This is a genomic window from Nocardia higoensis, from assembly GCF_015477835.1.
GTDB lineage: Bacteria > Actinomycetota > Actinomycetes > Mycobacteriales > Mycobacteriaceae > Nocardia > Nocardia higoensis_A.
On sequence record NZ_JADLQN010000002.1, the window covers coordinates 691647 to 715213 of the forward strand.

The 23567-nt window shown below is 71.5% G+C and carries 22 protein-coding genes, 1 pseudogene and 1 riboswitch; of the genes and pseudogenes, 14 read left to right on the forward strand and 9 right to left on the reverse strand.

The window, feature by feature from the left end:
* The first annotated feature begins 25 nt into the window (after nucleotides 1-25).
* Nucleotides 26-1600: a glutamine-hydrolyzing GMP synthase gene (gene guaA, locus IU449_RS17085; protein ID WP_416382182.1), complete on the forward strand. Its 1575-nt coding sequence runs from the start codon at nucleotides 26-28 to the stop codon at nucleotides 1598-1600.
* 39 nt (nucleotides 1601-1639) lie between these two features.
* Here the strand turns inward: guaA and IU449_RS17090 are convergent, their stop codons facing one another.
* From IU449_RS17090 to IU449_RS17100, 3 genes are all read right to left on the reverse strand, one after another.
* The gene (locus IU449_RS17090; protein ID WP_228805137.1) at nucleotides 1640-1861 is read right to left on the reverse strand and encodes a hypothetical protein; all 222 of its coding nucleotides are present in this window, start codon (nucleotides 1859-1861) and stop codon (nucleotides 1640-1642) included.
* On the reverse strand, nucleotides 1854-3482 hold the full coding sequence (locus IU449_RS17095; protein ID WP_324188290.1) for a PspC domain-containing protein: 1629 nt from the start codon (nucleotides 3480-3482) through the stop codon (nucleotides 1854-1856). Before IU449_RS17095 ends, IU449_RS17090 begins: the two co-directional genes overlap by 8 nt.
* Before the next feature lie 101 nt (nucleotides 3483-3583).
* Nucleotides 3584-4225: an MspA family porin gene (locus tag IU449_RS17100; RefSeq protein WP_195003048.1), complete on the reverse strand. Its 642-nt coding sequence runs from the start codon at nucleotides 4223-4225 to the stop codon at nucleotides 3584-3586.
* A 261-nt stretch (nucleotides 4226-4486) separates the two neighbouring features.
* Here IU449_RS17100 and IU449_RS17105 point away from each other — a divergent pair, with 261 nt between their 5' ends.
* Nucleotides 4487-6025, forward strand: a complete 1539-nt coding sequence (locus tag IU449_RS17105) for an ATP-binding protein (protein ID WP_228804789.1) — start codon at nucleotides 4487-4489, stop codon at nucleotides 6023-6025.
* A 77-nt stretch (nucleotides 6026-6102) separates the two neighbouring features.
* Entirely contained in the window at nucleotides 6103-6738 is a 636-nt protein-coding gene (locus tag IU449_RS17110) for a response regulator (protein ID WP_195003256.1), read from the forward strand.
* Nucleotides 6739-6759: 21 nt separating this feature from the next.
* On the opposite strand, the gene IU449_RS17115 is transcribed toward IU449_RS17110, so the two are convergent.
* A complete protein-coding gene (locus IU449_RS17115) occupies nucleotides 6760-7875 on the reverse strand; it encodes a serine/threonine-protein kinase (protein ID WP_195003049.1) in 1116 nt (371 codons plus the stop codon).
* Nucleotides 7876-8101: 226 nt separating this feature from the next.
* Between IU449_RS17115 and IU449_RS17120 the strand changes: the two genes are divergently transcribed.
* The 5 genes from IU449_RS17120 to IU449_RS17140 all read left to right on the forward strand — a co-directional run bounded on the left by IU449_RS17120 (nucleotide 8102) and on the right by IU449_RS17140 (nucleotide 12698).
* Nucleotides 8102-8848: a hypothetical protein gene (locus IU449_RS17120; protein ID WP_195003050.1), complete on the forward strand. Its 747-nt coding sequence runs from the start codon at nucleotides 8102-8104 to the stop codon at nucleotides 8846-8848.
* Nucleotides 8849-9026: 178 nt separating this feature from the next.
* Nucleotides 9027-10619, forward strand: a complete 1593-nt coding sequence (locus IU449_RS17125; protein ID WP_195003051.1) for a Y-family DNA polymerase — start codon at nucleotides 9027-9029, stop codon at nucleotides 10617-10619.
* Between the two features lie 78 nt (nucleotides 10620-10697).
* Nucleotides 10698-11456 (forward strand): alpha/beta fold hydrolase, encoded by a 759-nt coding sequence (locus IU449_RS17130; protein ID WP_195003052.1) that lies wholly within the window; start codon nucleotides 10698-10700, stop codon nucleotides 11454-11456.
* 2 nt (nucleotides 11457-11458) lie between these two features.
* Nucleotides 11459-12394, forward strand: a complete 936-nt coding sequence (locus tag IU449_RS17135; RefSeq protein ID WP_195003257.1) for a sucrase ferredoxin — start codon at nucleotides 11459-11461, stop codon at nucleotides 12392-12394.
* Between the two features lie 112 nt (nucleotides 12395-12506).
* Nucleotides 12507-12698 (forward strand): hypothetical protein, encoded by a 192-nt coding sequence (locus tag IU449_RS17140; protein ID WP_195003053.1) that lies wholly within the window; start codon nucleotides 12507-12509, stop codon nucleotides 12696-12698.
* Here the strand turns inward: IU449_RS17140 and IU449_RS17145 are convergent.
* Nucleotides 12676-13476, reverse strand: coding sequence for a DUF1460 domain-containing protein (locus IU449_RS17145; RefSeq protein ID WP_195003054.1), 801 nt, complete (start codon nucleotides 13474-13476; stop codon nucleotides 12676-12678). The two genes, IU449_RS17140 and IU449_RS17145, sit on opposite strands and share 23 nt — an antisense overlap.
* A gap of 77 nt (nucleotides 13477-13553) precedes the next feature.
* Nucleotides 13554-14483 (reverse strand): annotated as a pseudogene (locus IU449_RS17150) (SDR family NAD(P)-dependent oxidoreductase); the annotation flags it as partial.
* 286 nt (nucleotides 14484-14769) lie between these two features.
* On the opposite strand from IU449_RS17150, the gene IU449_RS17155 reads away from it, so the two are divergent.
* The 5 genes from IU449_RS17155 (at nucleotide 14770) to IU449_RS17175 (ending at nucleotide 20962) form a co-directional block, all read left to right on the forward strand.
* Nucleotides 14770-15225, forward strand: coding sequence for a hypothetical protein (locus IU449_RS17155; protein ID WP_195003056.1), 456 nt, complete (start codon nucleotides 14770-14772; stop codon nucleotides 15223-15225).
* 10 nt (nucleotides 15226-15235) lie between these two features.
* Nucleotides 15236-18640 (forward strand): error-prone DNA polymerase, encoded by a 3405-nt coding sequence (locus tag IU449_RS17160; protein WP_195003057.1) that lies wholly within the window; start codon nucleotides 15236-15238, stop codon nucleotides 18638-18640.
* A 55-nt stretch (nucleotides 18641-18695) separates the two neighbouring features.
* A complete protein-coding gene (locus IU449_RS17165) occupies nucleotides 18696-19559 on the forward strand; it encodes a M48 family metalloprotease (protein ID WP_195003058.1) in 864 nt (287 codons plus the stop codon).
* 211 nt (nucleotides 19560-19770) lie between these two features.
* Nucleotides 19771-20775 (forward strand): DUF4349 domain-containing protein, encoded by a 1005-nt coding sequence (locus IU449_RS17170; protein WP_195003059.1) that lies wholly within the window; start codon nucleotides 19771-19773, stop codon nucleotides 20773-20775.
* Nucleotides 20729-20962 (forward strand): DUF167 domain-containing protein, encoded by a 234-nt coding sequence (locus tag IU449_RS17175; protein ID WP_324188291.1) that lies wholly within the window; start codon nucleotides 20729-20731, stop codon nucleotides 20960-20962. The genes IU449_RS17170 and IU449_RS17175 overlap by 47 nt, the downstream gene beginning before the upstream one ends.
* 10 nt (nucleotides 20963-20972) lie before the next feature.
* On the opposite strand, the gene IU449_RS17180 is transcribed toward IU449_RS17175, so the two are convergent.
* Both IU449_RS17180 and IU449_RS29500 read right to left on the reverse strand, forming a co-directional pair.
* Nucleotides 20973-21437, reverse strand: a complete 465-nt coding sequence (locus tag IU449_RS17180) for a tRNA (cytidine(34)-2'-O)-methyltransferase (RefSeq protein ID WP_195003060.1) — start codon at nucleotides 21435-21437, stop codon at nucleotides 20973-20975.
* 57 nt (nucleotides 21438-21494) lie between these two features.
* A complete protein-coding gene (locus IU449_RS29500; RefSeq protein WP_267468342.1) occupies nucleotides 21495-21620 on the reverse strand; it encodes a hypothetical protein in 126 nt (41 codons plus the stop codon).
* Between the two features lie 203 nt (nucleotides 21621-21823).
* On the opposite strand from IU449_RS29500, the gene IU449_RS17185 reads away from it, so the two are divergent.
* Nucleotides 21824-22138: a DUF3017 domain-containing protein gene (locus IU449_RS17185; RefSeq protein WP_195003259.1), complete on the forward strand. Its 315-nt coding sequence runs from the start codon at nucleotides 21824-21826 to the stop codon at nucleotides 22136-22138.
* 18 nt (nucleotides 22139-22156) lie between these two features.
* Here the strand turns inward: IU449_RS17185 and metX are convergent, their stop codons facing one another.
* Nucleotides 22157-23305: a homoserine O-acetyltransferase MetX gene (gene metX, locus IU449_RS17190; RefSeq protein WP_416382186.1), complete on the reverse strand. Its 1149-nt coding sequence runs from the start codon at nucleotides 23303-23305 to the stop codon at nucleotides 22157-22159.
* 37 nt (nucleotides 23306-23342) lie between these two features.
* A riboswitch (SAM riboswitch) is annotated at nucleotides 23343-23454 on the reverse strand.
* Between the last annotated feature and the right edge of the window lie 113 nt (nucleotides 23455-23567).

Genomic DNA, 23567 nt, shown 5'->3' on the forward strand with positions numbered 1-23567 from the left:
CCGGGCGCCTCACTAGACTGTGCCGGTGGCAGAATCCCAGAGACCGGTCCTCGTCATCGACTTCGGCGCCCAGTACGCCCAGCTGATCGCCCGCCGGGTTCGTGAGGCGAGCGTCTACTCCGAGGTGGTCCCGCACACCGTCACGGTGGAGGAGATCACGGAGCGCAAGCCGCTGGCGGTGATCCTCTCGGGTGGTCCGTCGAGCGTGTACGCCGAGGGCGCGCCGCAGCTGGATCCGCGGCTGTTCGATCTCGGTCTGCCGGTTTTCGGCATCTGCTACGGCTTCCAGGCGATGGCGCAGGCGCTCGGCGGTACCGTCACCCACACCGGCACCCGTGAGTACGGCCGCACCGAGCTCAATATCGACGGCGGCCTGCTGCACGGCGGTCTGCCCACGATCCAGCCGGTGTGGATGAGCCACGGCGACGCGGTCACCGACGCGCCGGAAGGTTTCGAGGTCACCGGCACGACGGCCGGCGCCCCGGTCGCCGCCTTCGAGGACAGGGCGCGCAGGCTCGCCGGTGTGCAATACCACCCCGAGGTGCTGCACTCCCCGCACGGCCAGCAGGTGCTCAGCCGCTTCCTGCACGAACTGGCGGGCATTCCGGCGTCTTGGACTCCCGCGAGCATCGCGGAGAGCCTGATCGAGCAGGTCCGTGAGCAGATCGGCGACGGTCACGCCATCTGTGGCCTGTCCGGCGGCGTAGACAGCGCGGTCGCCGCGGCGCTCGTGCAGCGCGCCATCGGAGACCGGCTGACCTGTGTATTCGTCGATCACGGCCTGTTGCGGGCCGGGGAGCGCGAGCAGGTGCAGCAGGATTTCGTCGCCTCGACCGGTGCCAAGCTGGTGACCGTCGACGCGGTGGACAAGTTCCTGGGTGAACTGTCGGGCGTGACCGACCCCGAGCAGAAGCGCAAGATCATCGGCCGGGAGTTCATCCGCTCCTTCGAGGACGCGGTCCGCGAGGTCGTCACCGAACAGGGCGAGGCCGACGGCGCGCTGCCGACGGTGGAGTTCCTGGTGCAGGGCACGCTCTACCCGGATGTGGTGGAGTCCGGCGGCGGCTCGGGCACCGCGAACATCAAGTCGCACCACAATGTCGGCGGCCTGCCGGAGGATCTCGAGTTCGACCTGGTCGAGCCGCTGCGCCTGCTGTTCAAGGACGAGGTGCGCGCGGTCGGTCGTGAACTGGGGCTGCCCGAGGAGATCGTGGCCCGGCAGCCGTTCCCCGGCCCCGGCCTGGCGATCCGCATCATCGGCGAGGTGAATGCCGAACGGCTGGAGACGCTGCGTCAGGCCGACGCGATCGCTCGCGAGGAGCTGACCACGGCGGGGTTGGACCGGCAGATCTGGCAGTGCCCGGTGGTGCTGCTCGCCGATGTGCGCAGTGTCGGCGTGCAGGGCGACGGCCGAACCTACGGCCATCCCATCGTGTTGCGCCCGGTCTCCAGTGAGGACGCCATGACGGCGGACTGGACCCGGCTGCCCTACGAGGTGCTCGAACGGATCTCGACCCGGATCACCAACGAGGTAGCCGAGGTCAACCGGGTCGTGCTGGACGTGACCAGCAAGCCGCCGGGCACCATCGAGTGGGAGTGACGGCGCCCGGCGGCTCGGAGATCTAGGACTTGCGGAGATCTAGGACTTGCGACGGGGTGCGATCACCAGCAGCAGGCCGATGACGATGGCGCCGATCACCAGCACCCAGCCGAGCGAGACGGCGCCGCCGATGGTGGCGGCGCCGCCCGCCAGGCCCCAGATACTGATGATCAGTGCCACGAATCCGGTGATCAGCAGGGAGGCCGAGACTCCGCCGCGGCGCGCGTTTCCGGTCGTCTTGTGCTCGCTGTGCTCAGTCACGGTGCACCTCCACATTTCCCATCTGGACGTCGATGTTCAGGTCGAGAACCGGCGCGCCCGGCGTGTTCGGGCCGGAAATGCCTGACGGACATTGCATCTCGCCGATCGAGACGTCACAGTCGGTGCGCAGGGTCATATCGGCGGGCACCAGGATGCGCACCTCGCCCATCCGGACATCGATGTCGACGGTCCGGTCCTCGGTGAGCCGCACCGAGCGCAGGTCGAGCGTGGCGTCGCCCATCGTGAGCTGGTAGCTCGACTCCAGGTCGGCGACCGACGCGGGTGCCCATGCGCGGTTGCCCACGGTGGTGCTGTCGATGTCGATCGGGCCGATCATCGAGGCGAGCAGGACGAAACCGGCCAGGGGAGCGGTCACCACGAGCAGGCCGTGGCCGCGCCGCAGGAACGCGCCTGCCACCAGACCCAGTCCGATCACGGCCAGTGCGACGGCGGCGATCCGGCCCGGGGTCATCCAGTCCACGCCCGCCGCGGCGAGCGCGCCCGCACCGGCGGCGGCCAGGATGGCCAGGCCGAGCACCACCGGGGTGAACCGGGAACGCGGTCGGTCCGGCGTGACGGCGGCGACCGTGCGCGCCGGTGTGGGATCCGGCAGATCCCACGCCAGCGGAGCGACGCCCAGCGGGTCCCAGGCAGGCGGGACCGCAGTGTTGAGGCCGGGCAGTCCGGTCGGCAGGGAGGCGGTAGGTGAACCGCCCTCGGTGGCGGACGGTTTCCGGAGATTCGGTCCGCTGCCGCTCGCCGTGGCCGGGCCTGCCGGTTCCGGGATGTCGTTCGCCTGGTCCGCGGTGCTGTCCGGCTCGGCGGGTTTCTCCAGGTTCGGGCCGGTGGCGGGGATCGACGGTGATGGTGCCGAGGGGGAGTCCGGTGTGAGCGGTTCCGGGGCCTCGGCGTTCGGGGCTTCGGGGTCCGCGGGGGCGGATGCGGCGGGATCGGAGGCGGTCACGTCGGTCCTCGGGTCGGGCTCGTAGTAATCCGGCAGCTTCGTATAGGGCGAGTACATCGGCGCCGTCGTGGACTGCGCGGCCTGTGCGGGAGCCGACGACCCGAACGGCGAGTAGTAGGCGCCGGGGGGGCGCGACGCAGCGGGCGGGAACGCCGTCCCCGGGTAACCGGTCGCCGTCGTGGGAACGTCGTCGGCATTCCACGGACTGGTGCCCGGTGGTGGCTGCGGGCATCGCATGAACAGCATCCACCAGCCCGCCAGCATCAGCGCGAGGCTGATCATCCCGGACCCGGCCATCTCGACCCCGATGGGCCCGACCGTGGTGACCGCGATGGCGAGCGCGACCATGAGCACGATCGTCTTGGTCTGCGACCGGCCGGGCTGCTCGCCGTACTGCTTGCGGCCGAACAGCGATTCGGCCGGCGAGAGCGGCTCGCCCTCCTCGGCAAGCAGCAACCAGGCCAGCAGGTACAGCACGATGCCCGCGCCGCCGAACATGCTCGAGACCACGAACGCGACCCGGATCAGCACCGGGTCGACGTTGTAGCGCCGGCCGAAACCCGCGGCGACGCCCGCGATCGGACCGTGCCGCGGAAGCCGCAGCGGCCGCGTCCGCCATATCTGCTGGAGCTGATCCCCGACGCTCGTTCTGGTCATGTTCTCCATGGTGAGCGCGGCTGCGGCCGATTACATCGGGGGTAACCCTGAAAATCCACCGGACTCGCCGAGCCCGGCCGACCGGGGGCCCGGCCGCCGGATCACATGGTGAACGGGTCTCCCAGGACGGCTCCCGCCGCGGTGACCTCGGCCGTGTCGACGGTGATCAGCGCGTACGGCTGGACGGTGAGCGGCCCTCCACAGTTCTCCACGTGGATGTGGAGGTCCCGGCTGAAGACATAGCCGTCCGAGCCCGCGGTGAGCGCGTGCTCGCCCGCGGAAACGTCGGTGACCTTGCCCGGTTCCAGCGTCAGGTCGACGCCCAGCCCGGCACCGAGGCTCGGCCCGACACCGAGGTCGAGGTTCGGTACCAGTGACTCCACGCCCAGTGACAGTCCGGCACGCAGATCGGCGTTCATGTCGATTCCCGCCCGCAGGTCCAGCTCGGCGGTCAGGTCGACAGCGCATGCGACCAGGTAGCCTGCCTTCAGCAGGCCTGTGCCCGCGCTGACCCGCCCGTAGAAGGTGTTGTCGACGAAGACGTCGCGATTGGTCGGCATCAGGTTGAGCGCCGCGGCCGGGCGCACCTGGTGATCGCGGTGGCCGACGGTGAACTGCGTGCCCTCGGGTGCGGTGTAGGTGCGCTCGTGCGGCGGTAGTTGCGTCGCGTTCGCCGCGGGCGTCGCCGCGAGGACACAGCCGGTGATCAGCGCGGAGACGAGCGCGATCGTCTTTGCATACATGTGATTCCCCCTCGATTCCACCCCGCCCCACGCGAGGTGCGCCCCGGTCCCATCCGGGTCGAATACGATCTTTCCTCGGCCGGCTGAAAGAAAGCTTGGAAAGAGTTTGCCGACAGTGGGTTTCGAGCCGGGCGCAGCGGCGCGTCCATCGCGGGCGGGCGCGCGCAGACGCGGTGACCTGCGCGGACATCGGCCGGGTAGGGGGAAGATCAGGGAGAATCCCGATGCTCGGCGTCGGGTCGGCGTGCCAGTATCGAAGCTATGTACCCGACCGGTCCCCTGTTCGAGGCCGCCCGCGGCGCAGGACCCGCCTGGGGGGATTCGGCGGGGCCCGCGCGCGGCTACGGGCCCACGCCGGTGCTCGACGTGGGCAATCCGCCGGTGCGCCTGGTCCGGCGTTCGGGTGGGCGGATCGTCGGCGGTGTGGCCGGTGGTCTGGCCGACCACCTCGGGCTGGACGTGTTCACCGTCCGGATGGTGTTCGTCCTGCTGTCCGCGCTGGCCGGTGCGGGCATCGTCGCCTACGGCATGTTGTGGGTCTTCACCCCCGGCGGCTACGACTCGGAGGAGCCCTCGGCCACCGAGCGCAGGCAGGCGATCGGCCTGGCGATGCTCGGGATCGGCTTGGCCGTCGCGATCTCCTGGCTGATGAACGCCACAGTGGCCGCGAAGGTGATCGCGCCGGTCGTGGTCGTCGCGGTCGGCGCGGCGCTGGTGTGGCGGGAATACGACACCGACGGACCGCGCTCGCTGTTCGGCCTGCCCGCCCGGCCGACGGTGATCACCTGGGCGCGCATCGTCGCCGGTACGACCCTGGTGGTGCTCGGTCTCGGTGTGCTGGTGCTGGCCCGCATCGACCTGAGCTCGCTGGGGTCGGCGCTGATCGCGGTGGTGGTCACGCTGGTCGGCGGCGGGCTGCTGACCGTGCCGCTGTGGCTGCGGATGGCCAGGGCGCTCGACGCCGAGCGCGCCGCCAGGATTCGCAACGAAGAACGCGAGGAGATCGCCTCACACCTGCACGATTCGGTGCTGCAGACGCTGGCGCTGATCCAGCGCCAGGCCGAGGATCCGCACGAGGTGGTGCGGCTGGCGCGCAGCCAGGAACGGGAGTTGCGGCGCTGGCTGTTCGAGGACGCCGCGCCCGCGCATTCCAGTCTCGCCGCGGCCCTGCGCACCATCGCCGGCGAGGTGGAGGACCAGCACGGGGTGAAGGTCACGCCGGTCACTGTCGGCGACGTCACGATGGATGTCGCCGATTCGGGATCCGGCCTGCCCAAGGAGCACTTCACCGCGCTGCTCGGCGCGGCCAGGGAGGCGATGGTCAATGCCGCCAAACACGCCGGTGTGCCGACGGTCGACCTGTTCGCCGAAGTGGAGCCGCATCAGGTGAGCGTGTTCGTGCGCGATCGCGGCGACGGCTTCGACCCGGCCGCGGTGTCCGCGGATCGGCAGGGACTGGCCAAGTCCATCCGGGGGCGCATCGAGCGCAGGGGCGGCCGGGTGGAGATCCTGTCCACGCCGGGGCGCGGCACCGAGGTCCGCATCTTCATGCCCCGCAGCGACACCGGTGAAGCCGGGCCCGAGGCCGATGTCGGTGACGCACTCGAGCCGGACGCGTTCCAGCCGGACGTCACCGGCCCCTCGCCCACGACATGCCCCCCGCCTGCACCCGATCCGGCATCGGATCGGTCGGCGGGAGCGGGCTCCTCGTCCGCGGCCGGTTCGGCATCGCCGCGTGGCTCCACGTCTGCGCACGAGTTCGCGTCGGATTCGGGATTCGCCTCGGGAGCCGGGCACTAGCCGAATGTGGTACCGATGGTGTGCGGCCGGAGTGAATCCGGGGCAAGCGGACAGGTGAGGAGAACGAACAGGTGGCCGTGCGGGTCTTTCTCGTCGACGATCACGCGGTGTTCCGATCGGGGGTACGGGCGGAACTGAGCCGGGAGGCCGATCTGGAGGTGGTCGGTGAGGCGGGCGGGGTGGCCGACGCGATCGCCGGGATCGCGGGCACCCGCCCCGATGTGGTGCTGCTGGACGTGCACATGCCCGACGGCGGCGGGGTGGCGGTGCTCTCGGGCATCGAGGAGGGCCCGGTGTGCCTGGCGCTGAGTGTGTCCGATGCCGCCGAAGATGTGATCGCGGTGATCCGCGCGGGTGCTCGCGGCTATGTCACCAAGACGATCTCCGGTGCGGAGTTGGCCGACGGCATCCGCCGGGTGGCCGGCGGCGATGCGGTGTTCAGTCCGCGGCTGGCCGGTTTCGTGCTGGATTCCTTCACCGGTCGTTCGCCGGTGCCCGAGCCGCCGCTGGACCCGGAACTGGATTCGCTGACGCCGAGGGAACTCGAGGTGCTGCGCCTGCTGGCGCGCGGCTACACCTACCGTGAGATCGCCGAGACACTGTTCATCTCGGTGAAGACCGTCGAGACGCACGCCTCCAATGTGCTGCGTAAGACCCAGCAGTCCAATCGCAACGCGCTGACCCGCTGGGCACACCGCCGTCGCATCGACTGAGGCGGGCTCGTGGGCGGGTCCTCACATGGCGATGACGATGACGCCGATGATGATGATCAGCCCGATGAGCAGGCCGATGGTGACCGCCAGGGCGGCATTGGCCTGCTTGGGCGCGCCCGCCCGCCCGTGCTGGACCCGGGGTGCGGTCGCGCCGCGATGCGGGCGCGGCAGCGGTGCCGCATGCGGGCTGCGCAGGCCGACGGAGCCGTTGCGGGTGGCCCAGGGCGGAATGGTGCCGTCCTCGGTGCGCACCGGGGCGCCGATGATGTAAGAGGCGGTGCCGGGGCCGAACGCGGCGGCGAGGATCTCGTCGCGCGCCTGCGCCATCGTCGGCCTGCGCTGCGGGGCCGGTTCCAGCATGTGCAGCAGCGCGGCGGTGAGCTCGCCGGTGCGCTGCGGCGGGATGATCTGGGCCATGGCGGCCCGATGCACCAGCACGTCGCTGTCGTCGTCCATGCCGAAGGGTGGCTGCCCCTCGATGGCGGTGTAGAGGGTGGCGCCGAGGGAGAACACATCGCTGGCGGTGGTGGGCTGCGCGCCGCGGGCCACCTCGGGCGGCAGGTAGGCGGGGGTGCCGGTGATGACGCCGTCCGGCTCGTCGGCGGCGTCGCCCGCCCCACGTGAGATACCGAAGTCGCTGAGTTTGGCGTAGCCGACGCGCGGACCGCGATCGGCGACGAGAATGTTGCCCGGCTTGATGTCGCGATGCACGATGCCCACCGCGTGCGCCGCGGCCAGCGCGTCGGCGACCTGCGCGCCGATCTGGGCGACCTCGAGCACCGGCAGCGTGTCGACCAGGCCGAGGGCCCGCGCCACGCTGCGCGAGGGTAAGTGCTCCATTACCAGCCAGGGTTCGCCTGCTTCGAGGACCACGTCGTAGACGGCGATGGCGTGCTCGTGGGAGAGCTTGGCCGCGACCCGGCCCTCGTGCACGATCTGCTCGCGGATACGGGCGGCTTCGGCCTCCGGCAGGCCCGCGGTGGTGAGCACCTGCTTGATCGCGACCTCCCGGTCGAGCAGACGATCGTGGGCCAGCCACACCGCGCCCATGCCGCCACCACCCAGTTTGGAGCGGAGACGGTAGCGGCCTGCGACCAGATAGTCGGGGCCGACGATGGGACGGGCACGATCGATCATGGTGTGCAGGGTAGCCGAATTCGGTGGTAGGCGGCCTGATTCGTGCCCGCTCCCACCGCCCGCGCATGAGCGTGGACAGCGGCGCCGCGGTGATCTTCCGGGGCGCCCTTCTGTTCTCAGGTGTTCGAACGTATATTCGATACCAATCGATAGCTGAAACGGTGCTGGCGCTCGAAGTCCATCGCTCGGCTTCGCCGCGGGTCCATCGGGAAAGTGGGTGCTGGTGATGGGTGCGGACACTCTGCACGAGGTCGACAGGCAGCGGAAGCTGGCCGAGTTGCGGCGTCGGATGGCAGCCGTGCCGAGCCGGGGTGATGCACCGGCCGGCAGGCGGCCCGCGGCGCGGGAGCGGCGCGAGATGCTGCCGGTGCCGCCCGCCCTGGCCGATCTGCTTCCCGGCGGCGGGCTCGGCGCGGGAACGGTGGTGTCCTATACCGGGGCCCGATCGCTGCTGGCAGGCATGCTGGCCGCGGCGACCGCGCACGGCAAGCACGCCGCCGTGGCCGGGTTGCCCGGTTTCGGTCTGCTCGCCGCTGCGGAAATGGGTGCCGATCTGGGCAGATTGGCCGTGATCCCGGAGCCGGGACCGGACCCGGTCGAGATCGCCGCGGTCCTGCTGGACGGCATCGACCTGATCGTGCTCGGTCTGCGCGGAGCGCGCGTGCCGCCTTCCCGGGCCAGGGTGATCGCCGCCCGCGCCCGCGCCGAGGGCGCCACCCTGGTGGTCACCGACGGCCACTGGCCCGAGGCCACCGCGCGGGTGGACGCCAGGATCGCCGGATACGCCGGACTCGGCGCGGGGCACGGCAGGCTGCGCTCGTTCTGCCTCGACGTGGCGGTCGCGCATCGGGCGGGCCCCCCGCGTCGCGGACGAATCGAATTGCGCCCCGACGGCGGTCGCGTGGAGTGGTTCGCGGTGGGTGGGGAGCGAACATCCGGCGACCTGCCCGTGGCGCGCGAAGCGGTGTCGTGAACCGCGCTACCGGGATGTGGGTGGGTCCGCCGCCCGTCCGGGGGGCGGTGCGGGCCCACCGTCGTCCTGTCCCCGATGCGCGGCGAGTCGGCGCGAGCACCGGCCTCCGGACGCGCCGACCGCCGAGGCGGCGACCGCGCGGGGTGCGGCCCGCAGGAGAGCTGGCGGGTGCGTCGGCATGACCGGGACGGTGGCTCGGACGAATCGGGTGCCGGCGAATCGGGTGCTGGCGGTGTGGTGCCAGGACTGGCCCGCGGTCGCCGCGGCGGCCGCGGCCGGGGTACCCGCGTCGCGGCCGGTGGCGGTGCTGACGGCGGGCCGGGTGTCGGCGTGCTCGGCGACCGCACGAGCCGAGGGTGTGCGGCGCGGCATGCGGCGGCGCGAGGCGCAGGTGTGCTGCCCGGATCTGTATCCGGCGCAGGCCGATCCGGACCGGGATGCGCGGCTGTTCGATCCGGTGGTCGCGGCGGTCGAGGCGACGGTGCCCGGCGTCGAGGTGCTGCGGCCCGGACTGCTCGTGCTCGGCGCGCGCGGGGCCACCCGGTTCTTCGGGTCGGAGGAGGCCGCCGCCGAGCGGATCGTGGACGCGGTCGCCGCGGCCGGGGTGGAGGCGCAGGCCGGAGCGGCCGACGAATTGTCCACCGCGGTGCTCGCCGCCCGGCGCGGGGTGCTGGTCGCGCCGGGCACGGGCGCGGAATTCCTGGCGCCGCTGCCGGTCGCCGAACTGGCGGTGGAACCGAGCCTGGCCGGTCCGGACCGGTCCGAACTGGTCGATCTGCTGCACCGGCTCGGATTGCGCAGAGTGGGTGATTTCGCGGCGTTGCGTCCGGCCGAGGTCGGTTCCCGCTTCGGCGCCGACGCCGTACTGGCGCATCGGTGTGCCCGCGCCGTCCCGGAACGCCCGCCCGCCGCGCGCACACCCCCGCCCGAACTGGCGGTGGAGCGGCGCTGTGATCCGCCGATCGACCGGGTCGATGCCGCGGCCTTCGCGGGCAGGCTGCTCGCCACCGAGCTCCATGCCGGGCTGGCCGCGGCGTCGCTGGCCTGCACCCGGCTCGAGGTGATCGCCGAAACCGAGGCGGGCGAACAGCTTTCCCGGATCTGGCGGTGCGCCCGGCCGCTCACCCCGGCCGACACCGCCGATCGGGTGCGCTGGCAGCTCGACGGCTGGCTGACCCGCCCCGGTCGCCGGGCCGCCCCGCTCACCGCACTGCGGTTGGTACCGGTGGAGGTGGTGCGGGCGGCCGCGCTGCAGCTGGGGCTGTGGGGCGGCACGGGGGAGGAGGACGAACGGGCCAGGCGCGCCCTGGTCCGGGTGCAGGGATTGCTCGGCGGGGAGGCCGTGCGGGTCGGTGTGCTCAGCGGCGGGCGGGGGCCGGGCGAGCGCGTCACGCTGGTCGCGCTGGGCGACGAACGGGTGCCCGAGGCCGATCCCGGACAGCCGTGGCCGGGGCGGCTGCCCGAACCGGCCCCCTCGGTCCTGCTGGTGGATCGCCCCGAGGTGCGACTGCTCGACGCCGACGGCGCTCCTGTCGAGGTCACCGCCCGCGGGCTGTTCTCCGCCGATCCGGTCCGGCTGTCCTGGGGCACCCGCGGCTGGCGGCTGACCGGCTGGGCCGGGCCGTGGCCGGTGGACGACCACTGGTGGGGCGGGGGATCGGCACTCGTCGCCCGAGCGCAGGTCGGCATCAGCGCCCCCGGCGAGGACGAGCGGGTGCTGTTGTTGATATGCCGCGAGGGTGTGTGGCGGGCCGAGGGCGTGTACGGCTAGCTGCCGGGGGTGTGCCTCCGGCGTGGGTGGTACGCCGGCTCCGGGGGCGGTGCGCGGTGAGCCCCGTAAACTTCACTCGTGAACTCGACGCTTGCCCACCTGACCGCAGGCGGCGTCCGCATCGCCTATCGCGACTCGGGTCCTTCCGCGGGCGCGCCCGTGATGCTGGTGCACGGCATGGGCGGCGACGGCCACACCTGGGACCGTTTCGCTCGCCGTCTGCTCGTCGCGGGCCGCCGGGTGATCGTCCCGGATCTGCGCGGTCACGGCCGCAGCGCGCGCGCCGCCACCTACGGTTTCGACGAGTTCGGCGCCGACCTGACGGCGCTGTGCGACCACCTCGAGCTGGACAGGGTCGATCTGGTGGGACATTCGCTGGGCGGGTACGCGGTCTCCTGCGTGGCCCAGGAACGTCCGGGACTGGTGGGCAGGCTGGTGCTCGAGGAATGCCCGCTGCCGTTGCGTTCCGGCGACGAGCGGTTGTCGACGACCCGCCGCCTGCCCACCGCCGCCGAACTGTGGCACGCGACCTCGAGCCTCGCCCGCCGTCCCCACACGGTGTGGGCGTTCGACCGGGCGATGACCGCGACCGCGCTCGAACAGTTCCACAAGCCGAATCCGCAGTGGTGGGAACGGCTGTGCGGCATCACCGCGCCGACCCTGGTGCTGCGCGGCGGCCGGGGCGGCATGGTGGACCCCGCGCGCCTGGCGATGCTGATCGAGGAGGTGCCGGACTGCACGGTCACCGCCTTCACCTGCGGGCACAGTATCCACCGTGACCGGCACCGGGAATTCTCCGAGGTCGTGCTGCCGTTCCTGGCCGGCTCGGCGGCGTGACCATGGGCGATTTCGCGGGGCTGCCCTGCTCGACGGCCTCGGCGCGGGTGCCGTTGCCGGGCACCGCCACGCGGGTCGACGGATGGTTGTGCGTGGAGCAGCCGGGCGCGTGGGGCCGCGATGTCCTCGGCGACGAGGTGCTCGGCGCGCGCATCACCGCCGAACTCGCGGCACGCACCTCGGCGGCGGCCTCCTCCGGCTCGAAGGTCCGCCCGACCCTGATCCGCCGTCCCGGCCGTCACGAGTTCACCGGCGCTCGCACCGTCCTGCTGGCCGCCTCGCATCCGGCCGGGTCGTGGTGTGAACGCCTGCGCATCGACGACCTCGACGATCTGCTCGACATCGACCTGTCGGTGTTCCGTGGACCGCCGCCCGGCATCGGGGAGCCGGTGACCGAGGGACCGGTCCTGGTGTGCGCGCACGGCAAGCGCGATCGGTGTTGCGCGCGCCTCGGCCGTCCGATCGCCGCGAGTCTGGCCGCGGCACATCCCGATCGGGTGTGGGAGTGCTCGCACACCGGCGGTCACCGGTTCGCGCCCGCGATGGTGCTGCTGCCCAGCGGTCTGACCTACGGGCGGGTGGACGCGGAATCGGCCGCGGCGGCGGTGGAGGCCGCGGATCGCGGGACGGTGTCCACGGCCGGGTTGCGGGGGCGCAGCGGTCACGCACCGATCGAACAGGTCGCCGAACTCGCTGTGCGGGAACGCCTCCGCGCCGGTGTCGACGACTTCACCGTCGAGGCCGAGCCGGACGCTCCCGCCGCCTCCCGAGCCGGATACGCGGGGGCGGCGATTGTCTCGCATCGTGACGGTCGCAGGTGGCGGGTCGCCGTGCGATCGGTCGCCCACGCACCGCGTCAGGCGAGCTGCGATGCCGCGCCCAAACCGGTCACCTCCCTCGTCGCGGACACCGTCGACGAACTGCCCGTGCCGGACTGAAGCGGAAGAACAGCGCGGTACGGTCGTGCCGGGACCGTCCACGGCAGTGCCGCGCACCAGTGGCGACGAATCGGGGGGGAAGAGATGCCGACACCGTGGGACCGGACCTATTGTGTCGCATCAGCTGTCCCGGTCGGCGTCGCGCCACAACCCGGGCAACACGCCGGTGATGGACTTCGCCGTCCGGGCATCGGTGCGCGAACAGGCCGAGTACTGCCTGCCCGACCCACGCCGCCCCCCGGGCCGGACTCTCGCCGTCGAATCGGTGGTGCGCGACGAGATCAGCGGGGGCGTAGGACGATGATGCCGGGGACGGTGGCGAGGTAATCGCTCAGCGGACTGTCGACCACCGCGTTGTTCGCGGCCAGTGACGAGGCGTTGCGGAAGAAGAGGCCGCCGTCGGGGGTGCGGACGACGAGGCCGACGTGGGTGACGTCCAGGCCCGGGGTGTCGGCGTAGGCGCCGAGGTAGTCGCCGGTGCGCAGGCCGGCGAGGACGTCTCGGTCGACGGCGCCGGAGGGGATGTAGGTCAGGTCGCGTTCGACGACGGGCAGGCCCGGCAGGTAGAGGCCGCCGTCGGCCTTGGCGTTGAGGTGCTCGGTGACGGTCACCGCGTTCGGGCTCAGGGTGGCGGTGATGTCGGTCGCGGCGATCCGGTCGGTGTGCGCCCAGTCGGTGAAGAAGTGCTTGCGGCGGGTGAATTCGACCTGCCCGCCGGTGTAGCGAGTGTCGACGAGGGCGCGCACGAACTCGTCGCGATCGCTCGCTCGGCTGAGCGCTTCCACGTAATCGAGGTAGGTGAAGCAGTCCACCCGGCGCAGGTCGATCACCAGCTGTTCGGGTTCGGTGGCCGAGCCGATCAGCATGTTCGCGCCGTAGGGGGTACCGAGCAGCGGTCGCGACAGCGCTTCGAGCAGTTCACCTCTGGGCAGGTCCGCCGAGGCCGCGCGCACGGCGAGCAGTTCGTCGATGCGGCGGGCGGTGGTCTCGTCGATGGCGGGTTCCGGCGCGGCGAGCGCCGTCGGCGCGATCCCGCAGAGCAGGGCGACCACGACGGCCAGTACGCGAACGACGATCCGCAAGACGCCTCCCGGTGGAGCGGTGCACTCGGACACCCCACCGTAGCGGTGCCGGTGTCCCTTCGCGGACCGGAGCAGGCTCACCAGTAGACGCCGGGGACCAGATTGACCGCCCGGCGCAATGCGGTGCCGGTGACCCGGCGAGCGCGGGAACGGCCGCCCGGACGGGACCGGCGGGCCGGGCGGAGGGCAGCGGGGATCTCGGCCTGCGGCTCACTGTCGGCGACGACGCCCTTGGCGGCGGGGGAGTCGGGAAGCGCGCGGTAGTACCGGTGCAGGACGAAATCGCGCAGCTTCGGGGTGAACAACGCCCCGAACTCGGCGAGGGTGCCGATCGGTACGTCGATGCGGCGAGGCCGCTCCGCCAGGGCGCGCACGATGAGCGCGGCCGCCCATTCCGGCGAATGGGACGGTCCCTGCCGTCCGGTCGGGGCGATCATCGGCGTGCGGACCAGCGGCATGTGGATGGTGGTGAAGGTGACCCCGTCGGCCATCGTCTCCACCGCCGCCACCTCGGTGAACTTGTCCAGCGCGGCCTTGCTGGCCAGATACGCCGAGAACCGCGGCGTGGTGGCCTGGACGCCCGCGCTGCTGATCTGCACGATGTGACCGAACCGGCGTTCGCGCATGCCCGGCAGCACGGCGAAGGTCACCCGCAGCGCGCCGAAGTAGTTGACCGCCATCGTGCGCTCGTAGTCGTGCAGGCGGTCGGTGGAGCGGTGGATGGCGCGGCGGATGCTGCGTCCGGCGTTGTTGACCAGCATGTCGACACGTTCGTGCTCGTCGAGGATGGCCTTCATGGTGTGCTCGACGGATTCGTCGTCGGTGATATCGCACTGGTAGCCGTAGGCGAGGCCACCGGCCGCGCGGATCTCCTCGACGACAGCGTCCAGTTCCTCGCCTCGGCGGGCCAGCAGGAAGACGGTGGCGCCGTGCGCGGCGATCATCACCGCGGCGGCCCTGCCGATACCGGAGGAGGCGCCCGTGATCAGCACATGCCTGCCCGCGAGTTCTCGACGGTGCTGCGCAGCTGGGACCATGATCGCTCCTCGATGAACGGGTGGGGCGCCGGAACGGCTGCCCGCCGAGCTAGAACTTACTTCATAGTAAGTTCGGCGCCAAGAGGTTCGCCCTCCCTACATTCTGCCGCCGCCTGCCCGGCCGGGCGGGATTCCGGCCGCTGGGAGGTCGGCCGGGTGAGCTTGCTGTTCGATTGCCGCCGCCTCGGAAAACCGGTGGGGGAATGCTGTCGAATGCGGCTCGAAACCTTCGAACATATGTGCGATACTCGTGCGCATGGCGGACGATCGGATGGCGGACATCTTTGCCGCGGTGCGGCTCGGCAGCGATAACCCGGAGGCGGCGCGCAAGACGCTCGGGGCGCTGTGGGACGAGCTCGATCCCGTCGCGGCGCCGCTGCAACGCTGCGTGGTCGCCCATCATCTGGCCGTCCTCCAGGACGACGACTTCGAGGCACTGGCCTGGGATCAGCGCGCTCTGGCCGCGATCTTCAGCCCGGGCGTCGCCCTGGACGAGGGGATGCGCTGCTTCCTGCCCTCGCTGTATCTGAACCTGGCCGACAGCCATCGCCGGGTCGGGGATTTCGACGCCGCCCGCATGCAACTGGCGATCGCCCGAGGCCACCTGTGCATCCTCGCCGAGGACGCCTACGGCGAGCTGATCCGCACCGGCCTGGACCGGGTCGAGGACGCCGTGCACGCGGGCGCGACCCAGCGCCTGCGCAGCGCCTAGGAGCGCGGCCGTGGCCTGGGACTCCGGCCCGCCCTCGTGGTCGGAGCTGGAACGGGTGCTCTCCGGGCGCCCCGGCAGACGTGTCGCCGACACCCCGGGCGACGGCGGGGACAGCCCGGCCTGGTCCCACCACCGCGAGCCCTACCGGCCCGCGCCGATCCCCGCCGGCGCAAGCCCCGCTGTCGCCTACGCCGAACTGCACGCGCATTCGGCGTACAGCTTCCTCGACGGCGCGAGCACGCCGGAGGAGATGGTCGAGGAGGCGGTGCGGCTCGGCCTGGAGGCCATCGCCCTGACCGACCACGACGGTTTCCACGGCACCGTGCGCTTCGCCGAAGCGGCCCAGGAGTGGGGTATCGCCACGGTTTTCGGCGCCGAACTGTCGCTCGGCGCCCACCCGTCCTCCGGCACGGGACTTCCTCATGGGGCAGCGTGGCCCCCCGGTGCGGCCGGAGTGAAGCTTCCCGGGTCCAGGGTGTCTCCCTCGGCGCCGGACTCCGCGCCCCGCACCGGCGACCCGGACCCGCCCGGCCCACATCTGCTGGTCCTGGCTCGAGGCCAGGAAGGCTATCGCCGACTCTCGCGGGAGATCGCCGCCGCGCACCTGGCGGCGGGAGAGAAAGGCATCCTCCGCTACGACTACGACCGGCTCACCGCCGCGGCGGGCGGGCACTGGCACATCCTGACCGGTTGCCGCAAAGGCCACCTGCGTTCCGCGCTCGCCGCCGACCTGGCCGCCGCCGACACCGGTCTGCCCCGAGCCGAGGCGGCGCTGCGTGATCTCCTCGACCGGTTCGGCCCGGATCGGGTGAGCGTGGAACTCACCCACCACGGCATCCCCGAGGACGACGAACGCAACGCCCTGCTCATCGCGCTCGCCGACCGCCTCGGCCTGCCGGTCCTGGCCACCACCGGAGCGCATTTCGCCGGCCCGGACCAACGGCACCGGGCGATGGCGCTGGCGGCGGTCCGGGCCCGGCGCAGTCTGGACGAGGCGGCGGGCTGGCTGGCGCCCACCGGCGGCGCGCACCTGCGGTCCGGCGCGGAGATGGCCCGGCTGTTCGCGCAATGCCCGCGCGCGGTCGCGCAAGCCGCCGCGCTCGCCCGCGAATGCGCTTTCGACCTGCGTCTGATCGCCCCGCAGCTGCCACCGTTCGAGGTGCCCGAGGGGCACGACGAGAACTCCTGGCTGCGCGAGCTGACCATGCGCGGCGCGGCCCGCCGCTACGGTCCCCCGCACACCAACCCGCCCGCCTACCGGCAGATCGAACACGAACTCGACGTCATCACCACCCTGGGCTTCCCGGGCTACTTCCTGGTCGTGCACGACATCGTCGGCTTCTGTGAACGCCACACCATCCTGTGCCAGGGCCGGGGGTCGGCCGCCAACTCCGCGGTCTGCTTCGCACTGGGCATCACCAATGTCGACCCGGTCGCCAACGAGTTGCTGTTCGAACGCTTCCTCTCCCCGGAACGTGACGGACCGCCGGATATCGACGTCGACATCGAATCCGATCGCCGGGAGGAGGTGATCCAGCACGTCTACGCGCGCTACGGGCGCGAATACGCCGCGCAGGTGGCGAATGTGATCACCTACCGGGGCAAGTCGGCGGTGCGCGACGCGGCCAAGGCACTCGGCTTCCCGCCCGGCCTGCAGGACGCCTGGAGCAAGCAGGTCAGCCGCTGGCACGGGGTGGGCGCCGAGACCGGCACCGACATCCCCGAACAGGTACTGCGCCTGGCCGCCGACATCGAGGGGCTGCCACGCCACCTGGGCATCCACTCCGGCGGCATGGTGATCTGTGACCGGCCCATCGCCGATGTCTGCCCGGTGGAGTGGGCGCGCATGCCCGGCCGCAGTGTCCTGCAGTGGGACAAGGACGACTGCGCGGCCGTGGGACTGGTGAAATTCGACCTGCTCGGACTCGGCATGCTCTCGGCGCTGCACTACATGATCGACCTGGTGCGCGAGCACGAAGGCATCGAGGTGCGGCTGCACGAACTCGATCTGACCGAGCCCGCCGTGTACGAGATGCTCTCGCGCGCGGACTCGGTCGGGGTGTTCCAGGTCGAGTCGCGCGCGCAGATGGCGACCCTGCCCCGGTTGAAGCCGCGCGAGTTCTACGACCTGGTGGTCGAGGTCGCGCTGATCCGCCCCGGCCCCATCCAGGGCGGCTCGGTGCACCCCTACATCCGCCGTCGCAACGGTACCGAGGAGGTGACCTACGAGCATCCGGCCCTGGCGAATTCGCTCGGGCGCACGCTCGGCGTGCCGCTGTTCCAGGAACAGCTCATGCAGATGGCCGTCGACATCGCCGGCTTCAGTGCCGCCGAGGCCGACCAGTTGCGCCGCGCGATGGGATCCAAGCGCTCGCCCGAACGGATGCGCCGTCTGAAGGACCGCCTCTATCAAGGCATGGCCGACCTGCACGGCATCACCGGCGCGGTCGCCGACCGGATCTACGACAAGCTCTACGCCTTCGCCGATTTCGGCTTCCCGGAAAGTCATTCGCAGAGCTTCGCGGCGCTGGTGTTCTATTCGGCCTGGTTCAAGCTGCACCATCCCGCCGCGTTCTGCGCCGGGTTGCTGCGCGCGCAGCCGATGGGTTTCTACTCCCCGCAGTCGCTGGTCGCCGACGCGCGCAGGCACGGCGTCCGGGTGCACGGTCCCGATGTCAACGCCAGTCGCGCCGAGGCGGATCTGGAGGCCGAGGGCACCGAGGTCAGGCTGGGGCTGGCCGCGGTCCGTCACCTCGGCACCGACCTGGCCGAACGGATCGTCGCGGCGCGGGCCGCCGGTCCCTACACCTCGTTCCTCGACCTCACCGGCCGCGTGGAACTCACCGTCGCGCAAGCGGAATCGCTGGCTACCGCGGGCGCGCTCGGCAGTCTCGGCATCAGCAGGCGGGAAGCGCTGTGGGCGGCGGGCGCGGCGGCGGGCGAGCGTGCGAACCGCCTGCCCGGCACCGGCGCGGCCACCGTCGCACCCGCCCTACCCGGCATGAGCGCGCTGGAAATGGCCGCCGCCGACGTGTGGGCCACGGGTGTCTCGCCCGGCAGCTACCCGACCGAGTTCCTGCGGGCGCGGATGAACGAACTCGGGGTGGTCCCGGCCGCCGGATTGCTCGATGTCCCCGACGGCTCCCGCGTCCTGGTCGGCGGCGCGGTCACTCATCGGCAGCGCCCGGCGACCGCGGGCGGGGTCACCTTCCTCAACCTGGAGGACGAGACCGGGATGGTGAACGTCGTCTGCTCGCCCGGGCTGTGGAAGCGCTATCGCGCTCTGACGCAAGGGGCTTCGGCGCTGCTGATACGTGGGCGGGTGCGCAACGCCGAAGGCGCGGTCAGCGTGCTCGCCGACCACGTGCAACAGCTGCGGCTCGGCACGGCTTCGACCTCGCGCGACTTCCGTTGACGCCGAATGCCGAGTCGGTGCTCACCGGGTGCGGCGGTCCGTACGATGATCCCTCGTGTCTGTGATCGTCGCGTCGGTGTTGACGCTGCCGACCGTCCTGCTCAGCCTGCTGATCGCGGGTACGGCGGGCGCCCTGTGGGGCTCCTGGGCCGTGCTGGCGGTGGGCGGTGCGTGGCTGCTGTACGGGGTCGTGCTGGTCTGGGTCGCCTGGTACGCGCCGGAACGGGAGAAGGTCGCCACGATCCTGCACGACTACCGCCGCCCCGACACCGCCGAAGCCCTGCGGCTCGACCGCGAATGGCGCACCGTGGCCGCGGATTCCGGCGTGCCCGGCGAGCACTATCCGCTCTGGGTGCAGGACACCGACCGGGTCAGCGCGCACGCCGCCCCCGTCCGTGCTCTGGCCGTCACCACCTGGGCGCTCGAGCATCTGCCGCCGGCGCAGATCCGGGCGCTGCTCGCCCAGTCGCTCGGTCAGCACGCGGGCGCGGACCCGCGGTTGCGGCTGTGCCGGGAGTGGTGCGCTTGGCCGGGAACGGTGCTGTGGCGACTGTTCGGACTGCTCGGTAAGCCGCTCGACGTGCTGGGCGCCTACGCCACGCCGGTGCGCGTCGTGCTCACCTCACTGCTGTTGCCCGCGCTGTTGCTGATCTTCGGGCACCGGCTGGCCTTGCCCGGCATCGTCGTCCTCGCGGTGATGCTGGCCGTCGAACCGTTGGCGCGCGCGGCGTATTCGCGCGAGGCCGAGTCGGCGGCCGATCGCTACGCCGTCGCCATCGGCTACGGCCCGGCGCTGTCCGCGGCACTGCGCACCTGGTCGGCACGTCACGAACCGCGCGTACCACCATTGCTGCGGCGGTTGCTGAGTCACCGAGGGTCACCGACGGTTCGGTTGCGGGCGATCGAACGGGGGGCCTGACCAGCCCCCGCTTCGCTGCGCTTGTTGCGCCCCCCGCGCGAGTCGTCGTCGCGCCCCGGCGTGAATCGTTGTCCACCCCGACATGAATTGCCGTCGCGCACCGAAGCCGATGGTCGTTGCGCGCCGTGCCGAATCTGTGCTCCGGAGTATCGGCCGCGGGTGCGGCGCTCGATCGATTCGGCTTTCGCGATCCGGCGGCTACGCTGCTTGCATGCGCAAGCTCGCGGCCCTGTGTGTCGTCCTGCTCGGTTCGGTACTGCTCGTCTCCTGCGGTAGTGACCAGGGCGGTGGTGGCGGGCCATCCCGATCGGACATGGGCACCGCCGCGCCCGCGATTTCCCCCGGCCTGCGTGAGCAGGCTCCGTCGCCGACCGACAGCGCCCCCGGTGCCACGGTGGAACGCAAGGAAGTGATCACCGGCAGCGTCGACATCACCTCCGCCGACCCGGTCGCCGCCGCGGGCCGGGTCGCCGAACAGGTGCGTGCCGTGGACGGCCGGATCGACAGCCGCACCGAACAGCCCGGCACCGACGACACCGACCCCTCGGCCACGCTCACCGTTCGGGTTCCCGCCGACCGCACCGACGCCTTCGTCGACGGTCTGGGCGGCGTCGGCGAGGTCACCCGGGTCAGCACCAACCGCGACGACGTGACCATGCAGTGGGAGGATCTCGACGCCAGGATCAAGGCACTGCAGGCTTCCGTCGACCGCCTGCGCGCGTTGATCGCGACCGCGAGCAGCACCGCCGACCTGATCGACGCCGAAGAAGCGCTCGGCAGCCGCCAGGGTGAACTCGACAGCCTCACCGCCCAGCAGCGTCGCCTCGACGACCAGGTCGCGTTGTCCACCCTCACCATCTCGATCACCGCACCCGACAACGGTTCCGGCGGCGACGGCCCCGACAACTTCCTCGACGGCCTGGTGGCGGGCTGGAATTCGCTGATCGACTGGCTGCAGGACGCGATCGTCTTCGTCGGCAAGGCGATTCCGTGGCTGGGATTCCTGGCTGTGCTCGGCGGGGCGCTCTGGTTGGTGCGCTGGGTGGCCCGCCGTCCCCGCCCCGCCGCGCACCGGCCCGCCGCCGGGACCGAGAACCCGGCGCCGTCGGTTCCGGCGGCCGGTGAATCGGTCTCCACCGCCGAGGAGACCGAAAGGACAGGAGGTTCCGGTGCCACCGACCGTGGTGCGCGCGACGATCAAACCGAACAGCCGTAAGGGCCCGCTCGTCGAGACCGCCGAAGACGGCACGCTGACCCTCTACGTCCGCGCGCCCGCTGTCGAGGGCAAGGCCAACAAGGCCGCCGTCGAACTGCTGGCGGCCCACTTCGGCGTCTCCCGCTCGTCCGTCCGGCTCACCGCGGGAGCGACCTCGCGCTACAAGCGCTTCGAGATCGACGACTAGCCGAGCGCCCTCAGACCGCGCCGGGAAATCCGTGCTGCCGCCACGCCTCGTATACCGTGACCGCGGCGGCATTGGACAAGTTCATCGACCGCCGCCCCGGCAGCATCGGAATCCGCACCTGCTCGGTGATGTGCGGATCGGCCAGCACCGCCTCGGGCAGGCCCGTCGGTTCGGTCCCGAACAACAGCACATCGCCCGCCTCGTAGGCGATATCGGTGTACCGGGAGGTGCCTGATGTGGTGAACGCGAACACTCGCCGCGGCGTCAGCGCCGCCCACGCCGCCGCCAGGCTCGCGTGCACGGTCACACTCGCCAGATCGTGGTAATCCAACCCGGCCCGCCGCAGCTTGGCCTCCGACAGGTCGAAGCCCAGCGGCTCGATCAGGTGCAGTGCGCACCCGGTCCCGGCCACCATCCGGATCGCGTTGCCGGTGTTCGGCGGAATGCACGGCTCGTGGAACATCAGATGGAACACCGTCCAAGTCAATCAGGCGCCACCACCGCGGGATCGCCGGGATCGCCTGGTGCCGGGTCAGCCGAAGCTGCCCGTCGCGGGCTTGCCGATCACCTCGACGGTGATGATGTCGGTCATGGCGGTGTAGCCCTGGCGGGGGTCGCCGGTGGGGCGTTCCCAGGCGCAGGCGCCGCGCACGTGCATCTGCCCCGCGGGCAGGTTTCCGTTGCCGGGTCATGACGCGAGAATGCCAGGACCGGCGGCGTGCCCATGATTCCGGGGGAAGCGATCGCCTGGCGGACAAGGGTTTTCGAGCGATCGGGAATGGTGGGGGACCAGCGGTGCGCGCGGGCCGGTGCTGCGCTGATGCCGGGGGCACGGCCTCGTCTGGAAGAATCTGCGGCGTGATGGACGTCGACGCTTCCACCGAATCCCAGGGCGGCCGGGCCGGGCGGTTCCTGCGCCGGAATCTGCCGATGGTGGCGGTGGTGCTCGTGGTGCTGGTGGCGGTGGTGTTCGTGGCCTCGGATCGGTGGCGGCGCGGGGCGCTGATCTTCGGCGGGGCGGCATTGCTGGGGGCGGCGTTGCGGTTGGTCCTGCCGACCGCGCGGGTGGGGTTGCTGGCGGTGCGTAGCAAGCCGTTCGACGTGGGGGCGCTGACCTTGCTCGGCTCGTCGATCGTGTTCCTCGCGGTGACCATCAACACACTCGGCGTGGGCTGATCGGCGGCCGGTAGGGGTTCAGCGGTTGGCGCGGGCCAATCGCATCGTCTCGACGAGCAGTTCGCCGACGGCTTCGGTCTCGGTGAGGAAACCGTCGTGACCGTCACGGGAGAGCACGACCTCGAGGCCGTCGCAGCCGGGCAGCAGGTCGGCGAGCTCCTGCTGGGTGTGCAGCGGGTACAGGCGGTCGGAGTCGACGCCGCCGACCACGCACGGCACGGGGGTGGCGGCGAGGGCCGCTTCGATGCCGCCGCGTCCGCGGCCGACGTCGTGGCGGTTCATGGCCTCGGTGAGCAGCACGTAGGTGGCCGGATCGAAGCGCTTCGCCAGTTTCGCGGCCTGGTGGTCGAGGTAGCTCTGCACCGCCCAGCGGCCGCCGTCGTAGGGGTCCTCGCCGTCCTGGGCGTTGTTGGCGAAGCGGGAGTCGAGTTCCCCCTCGGTGCGGTAGGTCAGGTGCGCGATGCGGCGGGCGATGCCCATCCCGGTCAGCGGGGCGCGGCCGGTGCCGTGGTAATCGCCACCCTGCCAGTCCGGATCGGAGGTGATCGCCGTGATCTGGGTGGTCTGGGTGCCGATCTGATCGGCGGTGGCGCGCGCCCCGACGGCCAGGACCAGCGCGGAGGCGACGCGTTCGGGAGCCCCGACCATCCACTCGAGCACGCGCATGCCGCCCATCGAGCCGCCGACGACGGAGGCCAGGCGCTCGATGCCCAGCAGATCCAGCAGCGCGATCTCGGCGCTCACCTGGTCGCGGATGGAAATGGCGGGGAAGCGCGAACCCCACGGCTTGCCGTCGGGAGCGATGGAGGAGGGGCCGGTGCTGCCCTGGCAGCCGCCGAGCACATTGGTGGCGACGACGCACCACTCGCCGGTGTCCATCGGCGCGCCCGGACCCACCATGCCGTCCCACCAGCCGGGCAGCTTGTGGATGGCGTCGGGATTGCCGACGACGTGGGAATCGCCGGTGAGCGCGTGTTCGACGAGCACGACGTTGTCGAGAGCGGGGGAGAGTTCACCCCAGCGTTGTACGGCCAACCGCACGTCGGGCACCACGGAGCCGCTCTCGAGCGTGAGATCACCGATGGGGATCACGCCGAGGGAGCCGTCCGGGGGTGGCAACAGCGCGACCCCGGTGGCGGGCGGGCAGGGCTGGCGGTCGGTGCGCACGGTCACGTGGACCACTCGCTCATCTCGTGCGACCTCCTGCCGGCGTTTGCTCCCGTCCTTCGGGAACCCGGTCATCACCCGGAGCACCCCACCGCGGGCTGGAGGGTTGCCGACCAGCGAGCCGGGGCTTGACGCTGGCGCTCATGACCTGATCGTCATGGTAACGGGCAATCGGTTCACGGCCGAAATCCACCCCTGGGTGCCATCATGGACGATGTGTGCTGAATCACGCGAAAGCTACTTGCCGGTAACCGTCACAGTG

Coding starts and splice junctions, on each gene's coding strand:
- IU449_RS17125 (WP_195003051.1), top strand. CDS start 9,027: ATGACCGGGACGGTGGCTCGGACGAATCGGGTGCCGGCGAATCGGGTG.
- IU449_RS17115 (WP_195003049.1), bottom strand. CDS start 7,875: ATGATCGATCGTGCCCGTCCCATCGTCGGCCCCGACTATCTGGTCGCA.
- IU449_RS17120 (WP_195003050.1), top strand. CDS start 8,102: ATGGGTGCGGACACTCTGCACGAGGTCGACAGGCAGCGGAAGCTGGCC.
- IU449_RS17155 (WP_195003056.1), top strand. CDS start 14,770: ATGGCGGACGATCGGATGGCGGACATCTTTGCCGCGGTGCGGCTCGGC.
- IU449_RS17170 (WP_195003059.1), top strand. CDS start 19,771: ATGCGCAAGCTCGCGGCCCTGTGTGTCGTCCTGCTCGGTTCGGTACTG.
- IU449_RS17105 (WP_228804789.1), top strand. CDS start 4,487: ATGTACCCGACCGGTCCCCTGTTCGAGGCCGCCCGCGGCGCAGGACCC.
- IU449_RS17135 (WP_195003257.1), top strand. CDS start 11,459: ATGGGCGATTTCGCGGGGCTGCCCTGCTCGACGGCCTCGGCGCGGGTG.
- IU449_RS17100 (WP_195003048.1), bottom strand. CDS start 4,225: ATGTATGCAAAGACGATCGCGCTCGTCTCCGCGCTGATCACCGGCTGT.
- IU449_RS17095 (WP_324188290.1), bottom strand. CDS start 3,482: ATGACCAGAACGAGCGTCGGGGATCAGCTCCAGCAGATATGGCGGACG.
- IU449_RS29500 (WP_267468342.1), bottom strand. CDS start 21,620: ATGCACGTGCGCGGCGCCTGCGCCTGGGAACGCCCCACCGGCGACCCC.
- IU449_RS17185 (WP_195003259.1), top strand. CDS start 21,824: ATGGACGTCGACGCTTCCACCGAATCCCAGGGCGGCCGGGCCGGGCGG.